The 19,440-nt window shown below is 67.1% G+C and carries 16 protein-coding genes; 13 read left to right on the top strand and 3 right to left on the bottom strand.

Annotated elements, in window-relative coordinates; translation table 11 throughout:
- The first annotated feature begins 18 nt into the window (after window positions 1–18).
- The 11 genes from hisQ (at window position 19) to HWX07_RS10225 (ending at window position 12,685) form a co-directional block, all read left to right on the top strand.
- Entirely contained in the window at window positions 19–708 is a 690-nt protein-coding gene (gene hisQ, locus HWX07_RS10275) for a histidine ABC transporter permease HisQ (protein ID WP_012328180.1), read from the top strand.
- On the top strand, window positions 705–1,418 hold the full coding sequence (locus HWX07_RS10270) for an ABC transporter permease (protein WP_006476443.1): 714 nt from the start codon (window positions 705–707) through the stop codon (window positions 1,416–1,418). The genes hisQ and HWX07_RS10270 overlap by 4 nt, the downstream gene beginning before the upstream one ends.
- 20 nt (window positions 1,419–1,438) lie before the next feature.
- Window positions 1,439–2,239 carry an ATP-binding cassette domain-containing protein gene (locus tag HWX07_RS10265; RefSeq protein WP_006476442.1) on the top strand — a complete coding sequence of 267 codons (801 nt, stop codon included), beginning with the start codon at window positions 1,439–1,441 and terminating at the stop codon, window positions 2,237–2,239.
- A gap of 22 nt (window positions 2,240–2,261) precedes the next feature.
- The gene (locus tag HWX07_RS10260; RefSeq protein ID WP_011544983.1) at window positions 2,262–3,302 is read left to right on the top strand and encodes a GlxA family transcriptional regulator; all 1,041 of its coding nucleotides are present in this window, start codon (window positions 2,262–2,264) and stop codon (window positions 3,300–3,302) included.
- A gap of 1,013 nt (window positions 3,303–4,315) precedes the next feature.
- A complete protein-coding gene (locus HWX07_RS10255; RefSeq protein WP_006476440.1) occupies window positions 4,316–5,548 on the top strand; it encodes an aspartate aminotransferase family protein in 1,233 nt (410 codons plus the stop codon).
- Between the two features lie 30 nt (window positions 5,549–5,578).
- A complete protein-coding gene (aruF, locus tag HWX07_RS10250) occupies window positions 5,579–6,646 on the top strand; it encodes an arginine/ornithine succinyltransferase subunit alpha (protein ID WP_006476439.1) in 1,068 nt (355 codons plus the stop codon).
- Entirely contained in the window at window positions 6,643–7,674 is a 1,032-nt protein-coding gene (astA, locus tag HWX07_RS10245) for an arginine N-succinyltransferase (RefSeq protein ID WP_006476438.1), read from the top strand. The genes aruF and astA overlap by 4 nt, the downstream gene beginning before the upstream one ends.
- 7 nt (window positions 7,675–7,681) lie before the next feature.
- The gene (gene astD / locus HWX07_RS10240) at window positions 7,682–9,145 is read left to right on the top strand and encodes a succinylglutamate-semialdehyde dehydrogenase (RefSeq protein WP_175876246.1); all 1,464 of its coding nucleotides are present in this window, start codon (window positions 7,682–7,684) and stop codon (window positions 9,143–9,145) included.
- A gap of 14 nt (window positions 9,146–9,159) precedes the next feature.
- The gene (gene astB / locus HWX07_RS10235) at window positions 9,160–10,500 is read left to right on the top strand and encodes an N-succinylarginine dihydrolase (protein WP_012328182.1); all 1,341 of its coding nucleotides are present in this window, start codon (window positions 9,160–9,162) and stop codon (window positions 10,498–10,500) included.
- A 7-nt stretch (window positions 10,501–10,507) separates the two neighbouring features.
- Entirely contained in the window at window positions 10,508–11,536 is a 1,029-nt protein-coding gene (gene astE, locus HWX07_RS10230) for a succinylglutamate desuccinylase (protein ID WP_175876573.1), read from the top strand.
- A 354-nt stretch (window positions 11,537–11,890) separates the two neighbouring features.
- Complete coding sequence (locus HWX07_RS10225; protein ID WP_175876245.1) at window positions 11,891–12,685, top strand: ABC transporter substrate-binding protein; 795 nt, start codon at window positions 11,891–11,893, stop codon at window positions 12,683–12,685.
- 99 nt (window positions 12,686–12,784) lie between these two features.
- Here HWX07_RS10225 and HWX07_RS10220 read toward each other — a convergent pair whose 3' ends face one another.
- Together HWX07_RS10220 and cdpA are read right to left on the bottom strand one after the other, a co-directional pair.
- Window positions 12,785–14,293: an HDOD domain-containing protein gene (locus HWX07_RS10220; RefSeq protein WP_175876244.1), complete on the bottom strand. Its 1,509-nt coding sequence runs from the start codon at window positions 14,291–14,293 to the stop codon at window positions 12,785–12,787.
- A gap of 27 nt (window positions 14,294–14,320) precedes the next feature.
- Window positions 14,321–16,060, bottom strand: a complete 1,740-nt coding sequence (cdpA, locus tag HWX07_RS10215) for a cyclic di-GMP phosphodiesterase CdpA (protein WP_208457107.1) — start codon at window positions 16,058–16,060, stop codon at window positions 14,321–14,323.
- Window positions 16,061–16,338: 278 nt separating this feature from the next.
- Here cdpA and HWX07_RS10210 point away from each other — a divergent pair, with 278 nt between their 5' ends.
- The gene (locus HWX07_RS10210; RefSeq protein WP_175876242.1) at window positions 16,339–16,887 is read left to right on the top strand and encodes a peroxiredoxin; all 549 of its coding nucleotides are present in this window, start codon (window positions 16,339–16,341) and stop codon (window positions 16,885–16,887) included.
- 86 nt (window positions 16,888–16,973) lie between these two features.
- Here the strand turns inward: HWX07_RS10210 and HWX07_RS10205 are convergent, their stop codons facing one another.
- Entirely contained in the window at window positions 16,974–17,603 is a 630-nt protein-coding gene (locus HWX07_RS10205; RefSeq protein WP_175876241.1) for an SDR family oxidoreductase, read from the bottom strand.
- A 270-nt stretch (window positions 17,604–17,873) separates the two neighbouring features.
- Between HWX07_RS10205 and HWX07_RS10200 the strand changes: the two genes are divergently transcribed.
- Complete coding sequence (locus tag HWX07_RS10200; RefSeq protein WP_175876240.1) at window positions 17,874–19,370, top strand: NYN domain-containing protein; 1,497 nt, start codon at window positions 17,874–17,876, stop codon at window positions 19,368–19,370.
- Window positions 19,371–19,440 lie beyond the last annotated feature (70 nt).

Raw genomic sequence — 19,440 nt, 5'->3', positions numbered from 1 at the left:
TCAACTCTGGAGACGCGCGTGTTCCTTTACGGCTTTGGTCCCGTCCTCTGGGCCGGCACCGTGCAGACCATCGAGCTGTCGGTGCTGTCGCTCGCCACTGCGGTGGCGCTGGGGCTGATCGGCGCGGTGGCGAAGCTGTCGCACAACCGGGTGCTGCGAGCGATCGCGACCGGTTATACGACGCTGATCCGCTCGGTGCCCGATCTTGTGCTGATGCTGCTGCTGTTCTACAGCATCCAGATCTGGCTGAATCAGTTCACCGACCTCGTCGGCTGGAACCAGATCGACATCGATCCGTTCGTGGCCGGCGTGCTGACGCTCGGCTTCATCTACGGCGCGTACTTCACCGAGACGTTTCGCGGCGCGTTCCTGTCGGTGCCGCGCGGCCAGCTCGAAGCCGGGTCGGCTTACGGGATGAGCGGCGCGCGCGTGTTCGCGCGGATCATGTTTCCGCAGATGATGCGCTTCGCGCTGCCGGGCATCGGCAACAACTGGCAGGTGCTCGTGAAGGCGACCGCGCTGGTGTCGATCATCGGTCTCGCGGACGTCGTGAAGGCCGCGCAGGACGCCGGCAAGAGCACGTTCAACATGTTCTTCTTCATCCTCGTCGCGGCGCTGATCTATCTGGCGATCACGACCGTCTCCAACCTCGTGCTGATCCAGCTCGAGAAGCGTTATTCCATGGGCGTGCGGCACGCAGAACTATGATCGAGATCCTCCAGGAATTCGGCAAGGCGTTCCTTTTCTGGGACGGCCAGCGTTTGTCCGGCCTCGCGGTGACGCTGTGGCTGCTCGTCGCATCGATTTCGCTCGGCTTCGTGTGCGCGGTGCCGCTCGCGGTCGCGCGCGTGTCGAGGAACAAGTGGGTGTCGATGCCCGTGCGGTTCTACACGTACGTGTTCCGCGGCACGCCGCTCTACGTGCAGTTGCTGCTGATGTACACGGGCATGTACAGCCTCGAGTTCGTGCGCTCGCACTCGCTGCTCGACGCGTTCTTCCGCAGCGGTTTCAACTGCGCGATTCTTGCGTTCGCGCTGAACACCTGCGCGTACACCACCGAGATCTTCGCCGGTGCGATCCGCGCGATTCCGCACGGCGAGGTCGAGGCGGCGCGCGCGTACGGGATGTCGCCGTTCACGATGTACCGCCGCGTGATCCTGCCGTCGGCGCTGCGCCGCGCGCTGCCGCTGTACAGCAACGAGGTGATCCTGATGCTGCACGCGACGACCGTTGCGTTCACCGCGACCGTGCCGGACATCCTGAAGGTCGCGCGCGATGCCAATTCCGCGACCTACATGGCGTTCCAGTCGTTCGGGATCGCCGCGCTGATCTATCTTGCGGTATCGTTCGCACTCGTCGCGGCGTTTCGCCGCGCGGAGCGCCACTGGCTCGCGTACCTCGCGGCCGCCCGTCATTGAATTACTTCGAGGAGAGCCAGTTGGCCGAGATCACTCAAACGAGCGCGTCCGCTTCCGTCAAGCTTGCCGCGGTCGACATCCACAAGCGCTATGGCGACAACGAGGTGCTCAAGGGCGTGTCGCTGAACGCGAAGGCCGGCGACGTCATCAGCATCATCGGCGCGAGCGGCTCGGGCAAGAGCACGTTCCTGCGCTGCATCAATTTCCTCGAGCGGCCGAATGCGGGGCAGATCGTCGTCGACGGCGAGGCCGTGCGCACCAAGACCGACCGTGCCGGCGCGCTCGAAGTCGCCGATCACAAGCAGTTGCAGCGCATTCGCACGAAGCTTGCGATGGTGTTCCAGCACTTCAACCTGTGGGCGCACATGAACGTGCTCGAGAACGTGATGGAAGCGCCCGTGCACGTGCTCGGCATTTCGAAGAAGGAAGCCGAGGACCGCGCACGCGAGTATCTCGAGAAGGTCGGTTTGCCGCCGCGCGTCGAGAAGCAGTATCCGTCGCATCTGTCGGGCGGCCAGCAGCAGCGCGTGGCGATCGCCCGTGCGCTGGCGATGCATCCGGACGTGATGCTGTTCGACGAGCCGACCTCGGCGCTCGATCCGGAACTCGTCGGTGAAGTGCTGAAGGTGATGCAGAAGCTGGCCGAGGAAGGCCGTACGATGATCGTCGTCACGCACGAGATGGGTTTCGCGCGCAACGTGTCGAACCACGTGATGTTCCTGCATCAGGGGCGGACCGAGGAAGAGGGCGATCCGAAGGAAGTGCTGGTGCGCCCGCAGAGCGAGCGGCTCAAGCAGTTCCTGTCGGGCAGTCTCAAGTAACGCGACAGGGCAGGTTTCAACCGTGGTACCGGTGTCTCGTCCCGCAGGCGCCACCCGCACGACGCAGGTGGCGATCGTTGCATTGCCGCCCGTGTCGATGTCGGGCGTGGGGCCGATCGTCGATGCGCTGAATCTCGCGAACGAAATCGACGGGCGGCTGCTGTACCGCTGGCAGGTGTGTTCGTGGGACGGGCGGCCGGTGCCGCTCGCCGGCGGCGCGCAGTGGCATGCCGATGCGGCGTTCAACGATGCGATCGCGTGCGACTGGTTGATCGTCGTGTCCGAGCGGTTTCAGCAGTTTGCCGATTACCGGCTGTTTCTCGCGAGTCTCGCGCGGGTCGGGCAGCGTACGCCCGTCGTGACCGGGATTCATCACGGCGTGTGGTGGCTCGCGATGGCGGGGCAGCTTTCCGGGTATCGCGTGAGCGTGAACTGGGAGACGTATCAGCAGTTCGCCGAGCAGTTCGAGCGGTCGATCGTTACGCAGCAGATCTTCGAGATCGATCGCGATCGGGCGACCTGTGCAGGTGGGCAGGCGACCGTCGATTTCATGCTGGCCATGATTGGCCGGGAGCATGGGGCGGATCTCGCGGAGCGGATTGCCGATGCGCTGGGGGCCGGCACGCTGCGCAGCGGCGAGGAGCGGCAGAGGATTCCCTTTGTGACTGCTCCGGGGGAGCGGCATCCTCGGCTCAATGACGCGTTGCTTTTGATGGAAGCCAATGTCGAGGATCCGCTTACTACCGATGAGATCGCCGGGTTGGTCGGCGTGTCGCGCCGACAGCTGGAACGCCTCTTTCGGCAGTATCTCGGGGCGATGCCCTCCAAGTATTACCTCAATCTTCGGCTGCTCAAGGCGCGGACTCAGTTGCAGCGGACCAGCAAGTCCGTCGTTCAGGTTTCGCTCGCTTGTGGGTTCTCTTCTGCTGCGCACTTCTCTAACGCTTATCGCGAAAGGTTCGGGGTTACGCCTCGGGAGGATCGGCGGGCGTGGCTCGAAAAGCAGACTGGCGGCGGCAGCGAACCTCGTGGGGGGGCGCTCGTCGAGCGCGGGAAGGATTGAGGGTGGTTTTGACTTGGGTTGTTTGGTGGTCCGCCCGCGTTTGGCGTGAAGCACCTGTGATCGTGTCGGTCTATTAGCGTCGCCCCTGCGCGGGGCAGCGGTCACTTTTCTTTGTCTTGCCAAAGAAAAGTAACCAAAAGAAAGGCGCCCGGATAACGCATGACTTACCGGTGCCATAGCGTCCCAAGTGGTCCGCACAAAAGTGTCCGCGCCAGTCAGGAATCCGGAGTGGTTCGAGCAATGGTTCTGACACCACTCGCTACACCGCGGAGTGGTATACCGTCCGCTAGCTCCATCCTCGCTGCGCTCGGCTGCAAGGTACTTCAGGGGCGGTCATGCAATCGCGTTCGTGCTTCTCTGCGTAAACCGTCGAGTGCCAGGCATTTTTTCTGCTCCCAGCATTTGTGTGATCCGATTATTCGACGGTCGGTATTTTCGTGACATCGATGTGCTTGCCGCCCCATTTTTCTTGCGAGTGGCGAATTTCCTGCTTATCGAAAGTTGGTTCCTTGTGAGGGGGCTGGTGATAGCGATTGGGTGGGGGTGGACCTGTCGGCCGAGCGAAGCGAGGACGGAGCTAGGGGGCGGTATACCGCTCTGTTGTGTAGGGAGTGGTGTCAGAACCATTGCTCGAACCACTCCGGATTCCTGACTGGCGCGGACACTTTTGTGCGGACCACTTTGTTGGCGATGGCACCGGGAGGTCATGCGATATCCGAGCGCCTTTCTTTTGGTTACTTTTCTTTGGCAAGACAAAGAAAAGTGACCGCTGCCCCGCGCAGGGGCGACGCTAATAGACCGACACGATTGCAGGTGCTTCACGACATGGGAAGCCGACCACAGACAAGCCAGAAAAAGCCCCAAAATACCGACACGGCGTAGCCGCCCCCCGCCCCGGGAGGGCAAAACCCAAACCTTCCGATAGAACCCGTCGCAATTCCGCAAGACGCTTGCGTCACCCTTACCTAAACTTGATCCTGTTGAACCCTCTTACGAAACCGAAAGGAACGACCATGACGACCTCGACCGTGACCCGCCAGACATTCGACGAAGTGATGGTGCCGGTATTTTCTCCCGCCCCGTTCGTGCCGGATCGCGCAGAGGGCTCCCGCGTGTGGGATACGGCCGGCCGCGAGTACATCGATTTCGCGTGCGGCATCGCGGTAACGTCGCTCGGCCACGGCCACCCCGAACTGCTGAAGGTGCTGGACGAACAAGGCCGCAAGCTCTGGCACATCGGCAACGGCTACACGAACGAGCCAGTGCTGCGCCTCGCGAAGCGCCTCGAATCGCTGACCTTCGCCGACCGCGCCTTCTTCGCGAACTCGGGCGCGGAAGCGAACGAAGCCGCACTGAAGCTCGCACGCCGCGTCGCGTTCGACCGCCACGGCGCGGACAAATACGAAATCGTGTCGTTCGTGCAGTCGTTCCACGGCCGCACGTTCTTCACGGTCAGCGTCGGCGGCCAGCCGAAATACTCGGAAGGCTTCGGCCCGGTGCCGGAAGGCATCAAGCACCTGCCGTTCAACGACATCGAAGCCGCGAAGGCCGCGATCGGCCCGAAAACCTGCGCCGTGATCGTCGAACCGGTGCAAGGCGAGGGCGGCGTGATCCCCGCCGATCCGGCGTTCCTGAAGGCACTGCGCGAAGCGTGCGACGCCAACGACGCACTGCTGATTTTCGATGAAGTGCAAACGGGCGTGGGCCGCACCGGCCAGTTCTACGCCTACATGGACACGGGCGTCACGCCGGACATCCTGACGACCGCCAAGGCGCTCGGCAACGGCTTCCCAATCGGCGCGATGCTGACGACCAACGAACTGGCCGCGCACTTCAAGGTCGGCGTGCACGGCACGACGTACGGCGGCAATCCGCTCGCATCGGCAATCGCGGACAAGGTCGTCGAACTGATCGGCGACCCGGCGCTGCTGGAAGGCGTGCGCGAACGCAGCGTGCGCCTGAAGGGCGCGCTCGAACGCATCAACGCGCGCTTCGGCATCTTCAAGGACATCCGCGGCAAGGGTCTGCTGGTCGGCGCGGAACTCACCGCCGCATTCGACGGCCGCGCGAAGGACTTCGTCACGGCCGCCGCCGAGAACGGGCTGATCATGCTGATCGCCGGCCCGAACGTGCTGCGCTTCGTCCCGTCGCTCGTGATCCCGTTCGACCTGCTCGACGAAGGCGTGAAGCGCTTCGAGAAAGCAGTCGAGCAGGTGCTCGCGGCCCAGGAAGCCACCGCGCGCTGATCGGCGCGTCCATCGCAGACAGGAACGACGATGCTATTTGTTCGCCCCGGCAAACTCACGGATCTCGATGCGCTCGCGCACATGGCGCGCACCGCGCAGCCGGTCCTGCACTCGCTGCCGCACGACCGCGCGGCGCTCGAAGCGCGTGTGGCGCTCTCCGAGGATTCGTTTCGCGCGGACGTCGACTTCGCTGGCGAGGAGTTCTACCTCTTCGTGCTCGAGGATTCGTCGACCGGCAAGCTGCTCGGCACGGCGAGCATCGTGGCCGCGGCCGGCTACTCGGAACCGTTCTACGCGTTCCGCAACGACGCGCTGATCCACGCGTCGCGCGAGCTGCACGTGAACCGCAAGATCCACGCGCTCACGATGTCGCACGAGCTGACCGGCAAGAGCCGGCTCGCGGGCTTCTACGTCGATCCGTCGCTGCGCGGCGACGCGGCCGCGCACCTGATCTCGCGCGCCCGCATGATGTACATCGCCGCGAACCGCCGCCGCTTCACGCCGGAAGTGTTCACGCTGCTGCTCGGCGTGAGCGACGGCAACGGCGCATCGCCGTTCTGGGAAGCGGTGGGCCGCAAGTTCTTCGGCCGCGACTTCACGGACGTCGACATCGCATCGGGCGGGCGCAGCCGCACGTTCATCGCGGAAGTGATGCCGGCCTATCCGCTGTATGTGCCGCTGTTGCCGGAAGCCGCGCAGCGCGTGCTCGGCGAGCCGAACGAAACGGCGTTGCTCGCGTACGACATCCACCTCGAGGAAGGCTTCGAGCCCGACCGCTTCGTCGACATCTTCGACGCGGGCCCGGTGCTGACCGCGCAGGTCGACCGTACCGCGTGCGTGAAGCAGGCGTCGGAGCGCGTCGTGCGCGAGGCCGCGCACCAGCAGGGCGACGTCGCGTACATGGTGTCGACGGGCAGCGGCGAATCGTTCCGCTGCGTGCTGGCCGATCTGCCGGGCGACGCGGCCGACGCGGGCGGCGCCGAGGCGCCGCTGGCCGGCGACGTGCGCGCGGCGCTCGACGTGAAGGATGGCGATGTCGTGCGCTGCGTGCCGCTGCACCGCCGCGACGATGAAGATTTGAAGGGAGACGCAGCATGATCGTCGTTCGGGTCGTACAAACGGGCGACGTCGACGCGCTCGTGTCGCTCGCGCAGGAAACCGGGCCGGGCCTGACCACGTTCAAGCCCGACCGCGACGCGCTCGCCGCGCGCATCGAACGCTCGCGCCGCACGCTCGAAGGTCGGGCCGCGCCAGGCGAAGCCGGCTACTTCTTCGTGATGGAAGAATCGAAGACGGGCGACATCGCGGGCGTGTGCGGGATCGAAACGCAGGTCGGCCTCGAACAGCCGTTCTACAACTACCGCGTGAGCACGGTCGTGCATGCAAGCCAGGAGCTCGGCGTGTGGACGCGGATGTCCGCGCTGAACATCTCGCACGACCTGACGGGCTACGCGGAAGTGTGCTCGCTGTTCCTGAGCCCGCGCTATCGCACGGGCGGCGTCGGCGGCCTGCTGTCGCGCTCGCGCTTCATGTTCATCGCGCAGTTCCGCGACCGCTTTCCGGAACGCATCTGCGCGGAACTGCGCGGCCACTTCGACGAGGACGGCACGTCGCCGTTCTGGCGCGCGGTCGGTTCGCACTTCTACCAGATCGATTTCAACGCGGCCGATTACCTGAGCTCGCACGGCCGCAAGTCGTTCCTCGCGGAACTGATGCCGCGCTATCCGGTGTACGTCGACCTGCTGCCGCAGGACGCGCAGGACGCGGTCGGGCTCACGCACCGCGACACGCTGCCGGCCCGCAAGATGCTCGAAGCGGAAGGGCTGCGCTACCAGAACCACGTCGACATCTTCGACGCGGGCCCCGTGCTCGAATGCCACGTCAACGACCTGCGCACGGTGCGCGAGAGCGTCGTCGTACCGGTCGCGATCGGCGTGCCCGACGCGCGGGACGACGCCCCCCGGTCGCTGGTGTCGAACACGTCGCTGGGCGATTTCCGCGTCGGCGTCGCGCCGGGCGTGGTCGCGAACGGATCGTTCGTGCTGTCGGCCGACGATGCCGTCGCGCTCGACGTGAAGGCCGGCGATCCGGTCCGCGTGCTGCCGCTCAAAGTCAAACAGGGATAAACGAATCATGACGGAACTCTTCATCGACGGCGCCTGGGTCGCAGGCTCGGGCCCCGTCTTCGCGTCGCGCAACCCGGGCACCGACGAAATCGCGTGGCAGGGCGAAAGCGCATCGGCGGCGGACGTCGACCGCGCGGTCGCGAGCGCACGCCGCGCATTCGCCGGCTGGTCGGCGCTCGACTTCGAAGCCCGCTGCGCGATCGTCAAGCGCTTCGCCGCGCTGCTCACCGAACGCAAGGAAGCGATCGCGACCGCGATCGGCCGCGAGACGGGCAAGCCGCTGTGGGAAGCGCGCACCGAAGTCGCATCGATGGCGGCGAAGGTCGGCATCTCGATCCAGGCGTATCAGGAACGTACCGGCGAGAAGCGCCAGGACATGGCCGACGGCGTCGCGGTGCTGCGTCACCGCCCGCACGGCGTCGTCGCGGTGTTCGGCCCGTACAACTTCCCCGGCCACTTGCCGAACGGCCATATCGTGCCGGCGCTGATCGCCGGCAACACGGTGGTGTTCAAGCCGTCGGAGCTTGCGCCGGGCGTTGCGCGCGCAACGGTCGAGGTGTGGAGCGAAGCCGGGCTGCCGGCCGGCGTGCTGAACCTCGTGCAGGGCGAGAAGGACACGGGCATCGCGCTCGCGAATCACCGCCAGATCGACGGGCTGTTCTTCACCGGCAGCTCCGACACCGGCACGCTGCTGCACAAGCAGTTCGGCGGCCGTCCGGAAATCGTGCTCGCGCTCGAGATGGGCGGCAACAACCCGCTCGTGATCGGCGAAGTCGAGGACATCGACGCGGCCGTGCATCACACGATCCAGTCGGCGTTCCTGTCGGCCGGCCAGCGCTGCACGTGCGCACGCCGCATCTTCGTGCCGCAGGGCGCGTTCGGCGACCGCTTCCTCGCGCGCTTCGTCGACGTCACGTCGAAGATCACGGCCGACGTGTTCGACGCCGACCCGCAGCCGTTCATGGGCGCGGTGATCTCGGCGCGCGCGGCCGCGAAGCTGGTCGACGCGCAGTCGCGCCTGATCGAGCAGGGCGCGAAGCCGATCATCGCGATGACGCAGCGCGATCCGCGCCTCGGCTTCGTGAATGCCGCGATCGTCGACGTGACGGGCGTCGCGAACCTGCCCGACGAAGAGCATTTCGGCCCGCTCGCGCAGATCGTCCGCTACGCGACGTTCGATGACGCGATCGAGCGCGCGAACGACACGGCGTTCGGCCTGTCCGCCGGGCTGCTCGCCGATGACGAGAACGCATGGGCGCACTTCCGCCGCACGATCCGCGCCGGGATCGTCAACTGGAACCGCCCGACCAACGGCGCATCGTCCGCCGCGCCGTTCGGCGGCACGGGCCGCTCGGGCAACCATCGCCCGAGCGCGTACTACGCGGCCGACTATTGCGCGTATCCGATGGCGTCGGTGGAAAGCACGCAACTGACTTTGCCCGCGAGCCTGTCGCCGGGCCTGCATTTCTGATCGAGGGAGCGACGATGAACGCACAAGAAGCCAATTTCGACGGGCTCGTCGGCCCGACCCACAACTACGCCGGGCTGTCGTTCGGCAACGTGGCGTCGCTCAACAACGAGAAGTCGGCCGCGAACCCGAAGGCCGCCGCGAAGCAGGGGCTGCGCAAGATGAAGCAGCTCGCGGATCTCGGTTTCGCGCAAGGCGTGCTGCCGCCGCAGGAGCGGCCGTCGCTGCGCCTGTTGCGCGAGCTCGGCTTCTCCGGCAAGGACGCGGACGTGATCGCGAAGGCCGCGAAGCAGGCGCCCGAGTTGCTCGCCGCGGCGAGCTCGGCGTCGGCGATGTGGACCGCGAACGCGGCCACCGTCAGCCCGTCGGCCGACACGAGCGACGGCCGCGTGCACTTCACGCCGGCGAACCTGTGCAGCAAGCTGCATCGCGCGATCGAGCACGAAGCGACGCGCCGCACGCTGTCGACGCTGTTCGCGGACCCCACGCACTTCGCGGTGCATGAAGCGCTGACGGGCACGCCGGCACTCGGCGACGAAGGCGCGGCGAACCATACGCGCTTTTGCGCCGAATACGGCAAGCCGGGCATCGAATTCTTCGTGTACGGCCGTGCCGAATACCGTCGCGGCCCCGAGCCGAAGCGCTTCCCGGCACGTCAGACCTTCGAGGCGAGCCGCGCGGTCGCGCATCGCCACGGGCTCGCGGAGGAAGCGACGGTCTACGCGCAGCAGGACCCGGACGTGATCGACGCGGGCGTGTTCCACAACGACGTGATCTCGGTCGGCAACCGCGACACGCTGTTCACGCACGAACGCGCGTTCGTCAACAAGCAGGCGATCTACGACACGCTGACCGCCGCGCTCGACGCACGCGGTGCGCGCCTGAACGTGATCGAGGTGCCCGACGCGGCGGTGAGCGTGAACGACGCGGTGACGTCCTACCTGTTCAACAGCCAGCTGTTGTCGCGTGCGGATGGTTCGCAGGTGCTCGTCGTGCCGCAGGAATGCCGCGAGAACGCGAATGTCGCCGCCTATCTCGACCGACTGGCTGCCGGCAACGGCCCGATTCACGACGTGCTCGTGTTCGACCTGCGCGAAAGCATGAAGAATGGCGGCGGCCCCGCGTGCCTGCGGCTGCGCGTCGTGCTCAACGATGCGGAGCGCGCGGCCGTTACGTCGAACGTGTGGATCAACGACACGCTGTTCGCGTCGCTCGACGCGTGGATCGACAGGCACTATCGCGATCGCCTCGCACCGGAAGACCTCGCCGATCCGGCGCTGCTCGACGAATCGCGCACGGCGCTCGACGAGCTCACGCAGATCCTGCGTGTCGGTTCGCTGTATGACTTCCAGCGCTGAGGCACGGATGCCGGCCGCCGCGTTGCTCGACGATTTTCTTGCGTTCACGCTCGCTGGTGAGGCGCCGGCAGAACGGGACGGCGCCTGCGCGGGCGGCGCGGTGCGCTGGCAATGGCTGGGCGACGGGCTGCTCGCGTTCGAGCCGGCAGCCGCCGACGCGGCGGCGCGTGCGAGCGTGCTCGTGTCAGCCGGCGTGCATGGCGACGAGACCGCGCCGATCGAGCTGCTGTCGATGCTCGTGCGCGACCTCGCGGCGGGTGCGCTGCCGCTCGCGTGCCGGCTGCTCGTCGTGCTCGGCAACGTGCCGGCGATGCGCGCGGGCGAACGCTATCTCGACGACGACCTGAACCGCCTGTTCAGCGGTCGTCACGCGCAGGTGCCCGCGAGCCGCGAAGCGCCGCGCGCCGCGCAGCTCGAAGCGGCGGCATCCGCGTTCTTCGCGGCGGCGCCGGCGGGCAGCGCACGCTGGCATATCGACATGCACACGGCGATTCGCGCATCGGTGTTCGAACAGTTCGCGCTGCTGCCGCACACGGGCACACCGCCCACGCGCGCGATGGTCGAATGGCTCGGCGATGCACGCATCGCGGCCGTGCTGCTGCATACGGCGAAGGGCAACACGTATTCGCATTTCACCGCCGAGCATTGCGGCGCGCTCGCGTGCACGCTGGAGCTCGGCAAGGTGCGGCCGTTCGGCCAGAACGACCTGACGCGCTTCGCGCCCGCCGATCGCGCGGTGCGCAAGCTCGTGTCGGGTGAGCGGGCGGAAGGCGGTGCCACGTTGCCGCGCGTCTTCACGGTGATCGACCAGATCACGAAGCAGAGCGACGCGCTCGAGTTGTTCGTCGCGGCCGACGTCGCGAACTTCACCGCGTTCGCGCGCGGCACCGTGCTCGCGCAGGACGGCGACTACCGCTATACGGTGAAGCACGACGTGGAACGGATCGTGTTTCCGAACCCGACCGTGAAGCCCGGCCTGCGCGCCGGTCTGCTCGTCGTCGACACGACGCGCGACACGCTGGCCGCACTCGTCTGATCGATGCGCGATCGTGCGGGCCGCGGCGACTCGCGGTCCGCGCATCGTCTCGCGCCCCATTCATGTTTGAGATAACGCCCGCCCGTCGCGCGGCCCGCGGGCGTGTCGCGCTTGCGTATTTGCGACACCGTCTTGCAAGTTCGACGGGGCGCGTGGCGGCCGCCGGGCGCGCAGCGCAGCATCGCGCATCGGTGGCCCCTTTGCCATATCGGGCCGCGCGGATTGGTACAATCGCGGCCTTGCGGCTGTTGCGCCGCATCACGGCGCCGCATCGGCATTGTCGGTGTCATCCGACCCTGCAATGATGCATGCGCCCGTAGTTCCGGAACATTCGAGTATCGAGGAGAACACCTGATGAAGTTGGATTGGCGTAAAGTGGCCGCGCATGCGGTGGTGGCGGCATCGGCGATGGCGGCAGGCAGCGCGTTTGCCGCGGATCTGAAGGAGATCCGGTTCGGCGTCGAGGCCTCGTACGCACCGTTCGAATACAAGACGCCCGACGGCAAGCTGACCGGCTTCGACATCGACATCGGCAACGCGGTGTGCGCGAAGCTGAAGACCAAGTGCGTGTGGGTCGAGAACGACTTCGACGGCCTGATCCCGGCGCTGCAGGCGCGCAAGTTCGACGCGATCAACTCGGACATGACGATCACCGAGCAGCGCAAGCACGCGATCGCGTTCACCGATCCGATCTATACGATTCCGAACCAGCTGATCGCGAAGCAGGGCAGCGGCCTGCTGCCGACCCCGCAATCGCTGAAGGGCAAGCGCGTCGGCGTGCTGCAGGGCACGATCCAGGAAGCGTACGCGAAGAAGAAGTGGGCGCCGGCCGGCGTTGAAGTCGTGCCGTACCAGACGCAGGATCTGGCGTACGCCGACCTGAAGTCGGGCCGTCTCGACGCGACGTTCCAGGATTCGGAAGCCGGCTCGAAGGGCTTCCTGACGAAGCCGCAAGGGCAGGGCTTCGCGTTCGCGGGCGGCACGGTCAGCGACGCCGAGATCCTCGGCTCGGGCGTCGGTTTCGGCCTGCGCAAGAACGACGCGGCGCTGAAGACCGCGCTCGATCAGGCGCTGAAGGACCTGAAGGCCGACGGTACGATCGACAACCTCGCGAAGAAGTACTTCAGCGTGCCCGTGACGCTCAAGTAAGCGCATCGCTCGAGCGCACGCTGTTGTAAAGAAAACCCGGCCGCTGATGCGACCGGGTTTTTCTTTTGGGGAGCGAAAACGCCGGACGCGCGCCGGCCGTCAGCCGGGCTGAGCGGGAAAGAACCGCCCCAGCTCGCGCGCAAGTTCGTTGAGCACCGCCATCTCCTGCTGCGAGATCTTGCGTGCGGGTTGCGCGCCGGCCCAGTCGCCGTACAGCAGCGCGACGCTCGTCGTGCCGACGCGCACGGGCAACAGCACGAATGCGCGCGTGTCGTCGAACGCGTCGAGATACCACGCGGGCAGGCGCTTCATCATCTTCGGCTCCTGCGCCTGCTCGATGAAGATGCCCACCGAGTTCGAGATCGCGAGATGAAACACGTCCGGCTCGAAGCGTTCGTCGAAGCGCAGCCGGTCGAGCGCCGTATCGACGCCGGGGCCGAAGCCCAGGCGCGCGGCGAACGTGCCGTCGTCGTGACGCACGAACATCACGGTGCGCGTGAAGGCGAGACCGGCCAGCAGGCTTTCCGACGCGAGCGCGAGCACCGGCGTCAGCACGTGCTCGGACGGCAGCGCGCGCAGGTCGGCCAGACCGGCTTCGAGGCAGGCCTCGGGCGCGGCCTGCGCGCGTGCGATCGCATCGGCGTTCGCGCGCAGCTCGACGATCTCGCGCATCACGGTGTCGCTCGCTTCCTCGCGCGCGAGCCGCTCGGCGATCTCGACGAGCGCGTCGGATTCCATGTCGAGCTCCGCGCCGTAGTGCTGCGCGAGCGTCGCGATGCGCGCGTCGCGCTGCGGGCTCGCGGGCATGACGAGCGCGCCGGCGACGTCGGTCGAGCAGCGGCTCACCGCGCGCAGCCAGCGGATGCGGTCGGCCGGGCCGCCGTCTGCCGCCGGGTCCGCGTGGCGGGCGTCGCCGTCGTCGTCGAACGCGTCGGCGTGCGCCGCGTGATCTCCGTTGGCCATCCCCGCGCGGATCACGTCGGGCAGCCGCCAGCGCGCGGCGGCTTCGAGACCGATCTCGTCGAAGCCGACGCCGAGCACGTCGACGCAGGCGGCCGATTCGTCGCCGTTCAACTCGGCCGCGCGGCGGCGGATGTGATCCCATTCGCTGTCGAGATAGCAGACCACCAGCAGCTTGCCGACCTGGCGCATCAGCGTGCAGACGACGGCTTCCTCGCCCGAGCGCAGTTCGGCGCGCTCGGTGAGCTTGCGCGCGACGCAACCGGACAGCAGCGCGCGGTTCAGCGCCAGCTTCGCGTCGATGCGCCGCGGCGTGCTCTGATGGAAATGGTCGACGAGCTTCAACCCGACCACGAGATGGCCGACGGCGTCCATGCCGAGCACCATCAGTGCGCGGGTCACGGTGGTGATGTTGCCGCCGAACGCCATGTACATCGCGGAGTTCGCGAGCCGCAGCACTTTCTGCGTGAGCGCGAAGTCCGACAGCACGACGCGCACGAGCGCGGTGAAGTCGAGGTCGTCGTTCTTCATCGCGGCCATCGTCGCGCGCAGCGATTCCGACAGCAGCGGGAAATCGCCCCGTTCGTTCATCCGGGCCCACAGCTTGTCGAGCAGCGCGGTGCGGGGCAGGTATTCGGTGGTTGACATACGGATCTGTTCGGTTCGCCGCGCGCGTCAGGCGGCGGCGTGCAGGTGCAGCTGCTGCGCCTCGAAGCGCCGCGCGAGCTCCTCGGACGGCAGCGCCTGGCAGACGAGCCAGCCCTGGATGTGATTGCAGCCCATCTCCGACAGCAGCGCGCGCTGCGCCTCGGTCTCGACGCCTTCGGCGACGAGCTCGAGATCCAGTGTTTGCGCGAGGCCGACCACCGCCGACACGATCGCGCGGTCGTTGCGCGACGTCAGCAGGTTCTCGACGAAACTGCGGTCGATCTTCAGCTTCGCGAGCGGGAAGCGCTGCAGATAGGCGAGGCTCGAATAGCCGGTGCCGAAATCGTCGATCGCGAAGCGGATGCCGAGACCGGTCAGCTCCTCGAGCAGGATTTTCGCGTGCGCGGGATCGTGCATCAGCAGGCTTTCGGTGATTTCGAGCACGATGCGGCGCGGGTCGATGCCGGTCAGCGCGATCGCCTCGCGCACGCTCTGCGTGAAGCGCGGGTCGCGGAACTGCTGCGGCGACACGTTGACCGCCACATATTGCAGCGCGAGCCCCTGGCCGTCCCAGGCGACGAGCTGCATGCACGCGGCCTTGAGCACCCAGTTGCCGAGGTAGTTGATCAGGCCGATCGATTCGGCGAGCGGGATGAAGGTGGCCGGCGGCACGAGGCCGTGCACCGGATGGCGCCAGCGGATCAGTGCCTCGACGCCGACCACCGCGCCCGACTGGCTGCGCGTGATCGGCTGGAAATGGAGCGAAAACTCGCCGTTGCGCACGCCGTCGTACAGATCCGCCTCGAGCTTGAGCCGTTCGGCGTCGGCCGGATCGTCGACGGGCGCATGGAATGCGAGCGCGTTGCCGCCCGACGCCTTCGCCTGCGCGAGCGCGTGGTCGGCGCGGCGCAGCAGCGGGCTGTGATGCTGCGCCCGGTGCGGCGCGGCACGTTCGTCGGGATAGAGCGCGATGCCGATGCTCGCGGACAGGTGCACGGTCTGCCCCTGGAATACATAAGGCTCGCGCACCGCGGCCTGCAGCCGGCGTGCGAGCGCATCGGCGGCATGGCTCGCCTGCGCGCGGTCCGCCGCGCCCAGCACGACCGCGAACTTGTCGCTCGCGACCCGCGCGAGCCGCTCGTTCGGCGTGACGAGCGCCTTCAGCCGCTGCGCGGTCTCGCGCAGCAGCATGTCGCCGGCGTCATAGCCGAGCGCGCGGTTGATCCGCTGATAGTCGTCGAGGTCGAGCAGCAGCGCCGCGCAGGTGCCGTCCTCGTCGGCCGTCTGCTGCGCGGCCATCAGCGCCGGCACGAGCGCGGACAGGTTGTCGAGCCCCGTCATCGGGTCGTGGTGCATTTCGTACGTCAGGCGAGCCTCGAGCGCGCGCCACGACGACACGTCGAACGCCGCGATCGCGAAGCCGTCGACGCCGTGGTGGCGGCTCTTGAACGCGCGGATCTCGACGTCCAGCGGGTAGGTGAGCGACTTGACGATGCACATCGTCGCCTTCTCGACCTGGCCGGAGCGTGCGGCGCGGGCGAGCAGGCCTTCGAGCGCCGGGGTATCCTGTTCGGCGATCAGGTCGCGCAACGTTAGCGTATGCAGGTAGTCGCGGTGGTAGCCGATGAAGCGCAGGCTGGCGTCGGACACGTACAGAAAGCGCAGCTCGCGGTCGACGTGGGCGAGGAAATCCACCGTGCCGACCGTCTGTTCCAGCCAGTTGCGCACGGAGTCGTCGCGGCGCGGCGCGACGGCGCGCGCGGGCATCAGCGCGCCGCCCGACCGAGCGAAACGTCGCAGCGTATGCAAGGCGCTGCGCCAGGAGCCCTTGCGTGACGTCTGTTTCCTGTTGGCTTCCATGTTTCTCGCTGACGTGAAGGGCTGGAACCGGTTGTCCGGAAGGAATAACGGCAGACTGTCAGAAATCTTTAACGGGCCGGCCGCGGGCGGCGCTGTCGCGGTCCGGATCAACGAGGCTGGTGTTCGACAGGCGAACGCCTGAGTGGCCTGCATCGAGGCTGACTTTATAAGAAATGAGGACGCAGATGAAGCGAAAACTGTTGCTGGGCGCCATGGCGGCGCTGGTGGCCGGCCATGCGCTGCTGGCGCAGGCGGAACTGAAGCCGGGCGCCGCGGCGCCCGATTTCACGACGCAGGCGTCGCTGGGCGGCAAGATTTACACGTACTCGCTCGCGGACGCACTGAAGCAGGGGCCGGTCGTGCTGTATTTCTATCCGGCGGCGTTCACGAAGGGCTGCACGATCGAGGCGCATGCGTTCGCGGATGCGGTCGACCGTTACAAGGCTTACGGCGCGACGGTGATCGGCGTGTCGGCCGACAACATCGACACGCTGACGAAGTTCTCGGTGAGCGAGTGCCGCAGCAAGTTCCCGGTGGCGGCCGACCCGGACGCGAAGATCATCCGCGAATATGACGCGAAGCTGCCGGCGCTCGACCGGGCGAACCGCGTGTCCTATGTGATTTCGCCGGAAGGGAAGGTTCTCTACGAATACACGAGCCTGTCGCCCGACAAGCACGTCGAGAACACGCTCGCTGCCGTGAAGGCGTGGGCCGACGCGCATCCGAAGCAGTAAGCGGCTGCCCGGCGTGTGAAAACGGCCCGTCGTGCGGGCCGTCGGCACGGGCATGCGCCGCCCTTTCGGGCGGCGCGCACGACGTGTTACGCGCGCAATGCCTGTTCGATCGGCACGCTGCCGCCGACGAAGCCGACGATCTTGCGCGAGATGCCGAGCTTGATCGCCTCGATCGCGGCCCATGCAACATCCTGGCGCGATACGGGCGGCGCCGGCTCGAGCCAGCGGTCGGTCAGCGCGATCTTGCCGACGCCCGGATCGTCCGTGAGCGGGCCCGGACGCAGGATCACGTAGTCGACGCCCGACGCGATCACGCGGTCGTCGCCTTCGCGCTTCATCTGCGAATAGTGGCGCAGCGCGTCCGGGCCCTGCTCGGGCCGGTACGCGGACAGCGAGCTGACCACCACGAGCTTCTGCGCGTTGTAGGCCAGCGCGTAGCCGGCCGCGCGGGCGACCGCGTCGCGGTCGACCTGCTCCTCTTCGGTCGCACCGTCCGATTCCGCCGAGCCGGCCGCGTAGATCACGTGCGTGATGCCCTGGAACGCGTGCGAGAAATCGTTCGTCAGATCGGCCTCGACGACCCTTGCGCCCGCCAGCGCATAGCCGTGCCGGCGCACGAGCGCCGTGACCTCGAACTCCGGCTGCTTGAGCAGCAGATCCGCGCAGGCCTGGCCCGTCCGGCCGGTCGCGCCAATCAGCAGTACCTTCGTCGTCATGAAACCGCTCCTTGCTCGATGCGTCATCCATCCAGATAGGGACGGACGACCGATAACTCAAGTGTAATGTCGAATCGACCCGGCGGCGGGTGTGTAATAAGGGGCGTACCGGCTGCGGGCGTACCGGCTGCGGGCGTACCGGCCCGCGGCGCACCGGCGTTCATTCATTCACACGGATGCGGGAATGACGCGCCGACCGGCTATCATGTGCGCGATGCATTTTTCGCCGCTACGTGTGAATAACGCGGCGGCCCACCGGTTGGAGTACACATGGCATTACCCCTGGACAACGTCAGCATGGCCGTGTTCTGCGACTTCGAGAACGTCGCGCTCGGCGTGCGCGATGCGAAGTACGAGAAATTCGACATCAAGCCCGTGCTGGAGCGCCTGCTGCTGAAAGGCAGCATCGTCGTGAAGAAGGCCTATTGCGACTGGGATCGCTACAAGGGCTTCAAGGCGTCGATGCACGAGGCGAGCTTCGAGCTGATCGAGATCCCGCACGTGCGCCAGTCGGGCAAGAACTCGGCCGACATCCGGCTCGTCGTGGACGCGCTCGACCTCTGCTACACGAAGTCGCACGTCGATACGTTCGTGATCATCAGCGGCGATTCGGATTTTTCGCCGCTCGTGTCGAAGCTGCGCGAGAACGCGAAGAAGGTGATCGGCGTCGGCGTGAAGAAATCGACGTCGGATCTGCTGGTCGCGAACTGCGACGAATTCATCTTCTACGACGACCTGGTGCGCGAGCAGCAGCGTGCGCTCGCGAAGCGCGAACAGCAGCAGCGCGCGGGCAACGGCGGCGCGAAGCGGCCCGACGAGCCGTCGCGCAAGCACGACATGGATGCGCGCAAGGCCGAGGCGATCGCGCTCGCGGTCGAGACGTTCGACGCGCTTGCGTCGGAGCGCGACGACGTCGGCAAGATCTGGGCGTCGGTGCTCAAGAGCGCGATCAAGCGCCGCAAGCCGGATTTCAACGAGTCGTACTACGGGTTCCGCGCGTTCGGCAACCTGCTCGACGAGGCGCAGGCGCGCGGGCTGCTCGAAGTGGGACGCGACGACAAGTCGGGCGCGTTCGTGTCGCGGGCTCGTCAGTCGGCCGCAGCCGAGCACGTTGCCGCAGGGAGTGAAGGCGGCGTGGCACACCACGGCGGCCACTACGGTACGCGCGCGGCGGAGTCGGTGCCGGCTGGCCGCGAGGGGCGCCGTCGCGGGCAGCGTGCGCAAGCAGTTGTCCATGAAAGCGCGCAGGTCGAGGCGGACGACGCGGAAGACGCGGAGTTTGCCGAGCTTGCCGATGCGACGCCGGCCGAAACACCCGATGCGCCCGCCACGCCCGACGTGGCCGAAGCGCACGGCGACGCGAAGGATGGCCGCAAGCGTGCGCGCAAGAGCGCGGCGAAGAAGACCGGCGCGAAGAAGGGCGCGGCCGCGAAGGGTGCCGGTCGCCCCGCGGCCGGCAAGCCGGACGCCGCTGCGCAGAGCGATGCGACGCACGGTGGCGATGCGCACGCGCCCGGCCAGCGGGGGGACGAATCGCATCGCGATGCAGCGCATGACGAGCGGCACGCGGCGGCGCCAGCCGAACCGGCGCTTCGCGCGTCCGGCGCTCGGGACGAGGCCGCGCAATCGTCGCACGACGTCGCGCCGGTCGACGCGACGCCCGAAGGTGCTGCCGAAGCGCCGGCCGCCGCCAAGCCGAAGAAACCGGCCCGCAAGGCGGCACCGCGCGCGCGCCGGCCGCGCAAGACGACGGCCGCCGCCGAGTAGCCGGGTAACGGTAGCTGGCAGCCGGCGACAGTCTGACGATCGGCCGGGTTTCGTCCGCAATCGGGCGACA

Source organism: Burkholderia sp. BCC0097 (assembly GCF_902832985.1).
Classification (GTDB): Bacteria; Pseudomonadota; Gammaproteobacteria; order Burkholderiales; family Burkholderiaceae; genus Burkholderia; species Burkholderia orbicola.
This window is presented reverse-complemented; position numbering and strand designations above follow the sequence as displayed.

What these genes read in the sequence shown, in the direction of transcription:
- HWX07_RS10270 (WP_006476443.1), top strand. Translation starts at nt 705, where the DNA reads ATGATCGAGATCCTCCAGGAATTCGGCAAGGCGTTCCTTTTCTGGGAC.
- HWX07_RS10255 (WP_006476440.1), top strand. Translation starts at nt 4,316, where the DNA reads ATGACGACCTCGACCGTGACCCGCCAGACATTCGACGAAGTGATGGTG.
- aruF (WP_006476439.1), top strand. Translation starts at nt 5,579, where the DNA reads ATGCTATTTGTTCGCCCCGGCAAACTCACGGATCTCGATGCGCTCGCG.
- astA (WP_006476438.1), top strand. Translation starts at nt 6,643, where the DNA reads ATGATCGTCGTTCGGGTCGTACAAACGGGCGACGTCGACGCGCTCGTG.
- astD (WP_175876246.1), top strand. Translation starts at nt 7,682, where the DNA reads ATGACGGAACTCTTCATCGACGGCGCCTGGGTCGCAGGCTCGGGCCCC.
- astB (WP_012328182.1), top strand. Translation starts at nt 9,160, where the DNA reads ATGAACGCACAAGAAGCCAATTTCGACGGGCTCGTCGGCCCGACCCAC.
- astE (WP_175876573.1), top strand. Translation starts at nt 10,508, where the DNA reads ATGCCGGCCGCCGCGTTGCTCGACGATTTTCTTGCGTTCACGCTCGCT.
- HWX07_RS10225 (WP_175876245.1), top strand. Translation starts at nt 11,891, where the DNA reads ATGAAGTTGGATTGGCGTAAAGTGGCCGCGCATGCGGTGGTGGCGGCA.
- HWX07_RS10220 (WP_175876244.1), bottom strand. Translation starts at nt 14,293, where the DNA reads ATGTCAACCACCGAATACCTGCCCCGCACCGCGCTGCTCGACAAGCTG.
- cdpA (WP_208457107.1), bottom strand. Translation starts at nt 16,060, where the DNA reads ATGCCCGCGCGCGCCGTCGCGCCGCGCCGCGACGACTCCGTGCGCAAC.
- HWX07_RS10210 (WP_175876242.1), top strand. Translation starts at nt 16,339, where the DNA reads ATGAAGCGAAAACTGTTGCTGGGCGCCATGGCGGCGCTGGTGGCCGGC.
- HWX07_RS10205 (WP_175876241.1), bottom strand. Translation starts at nt 17,603, where the DNA reads ATGACGACGAAGGTACTGCTGATTGGCGCGACCGGCCGGACGGGCCAG.
- HWX07_RS10200 (WP_175876240.1), top strand. Translation starts at nt 17,874, where the DNA reads ATGGCATTACCCCTGGACAACGTCAGCATGGCCGTGTTCTGCGACTTC.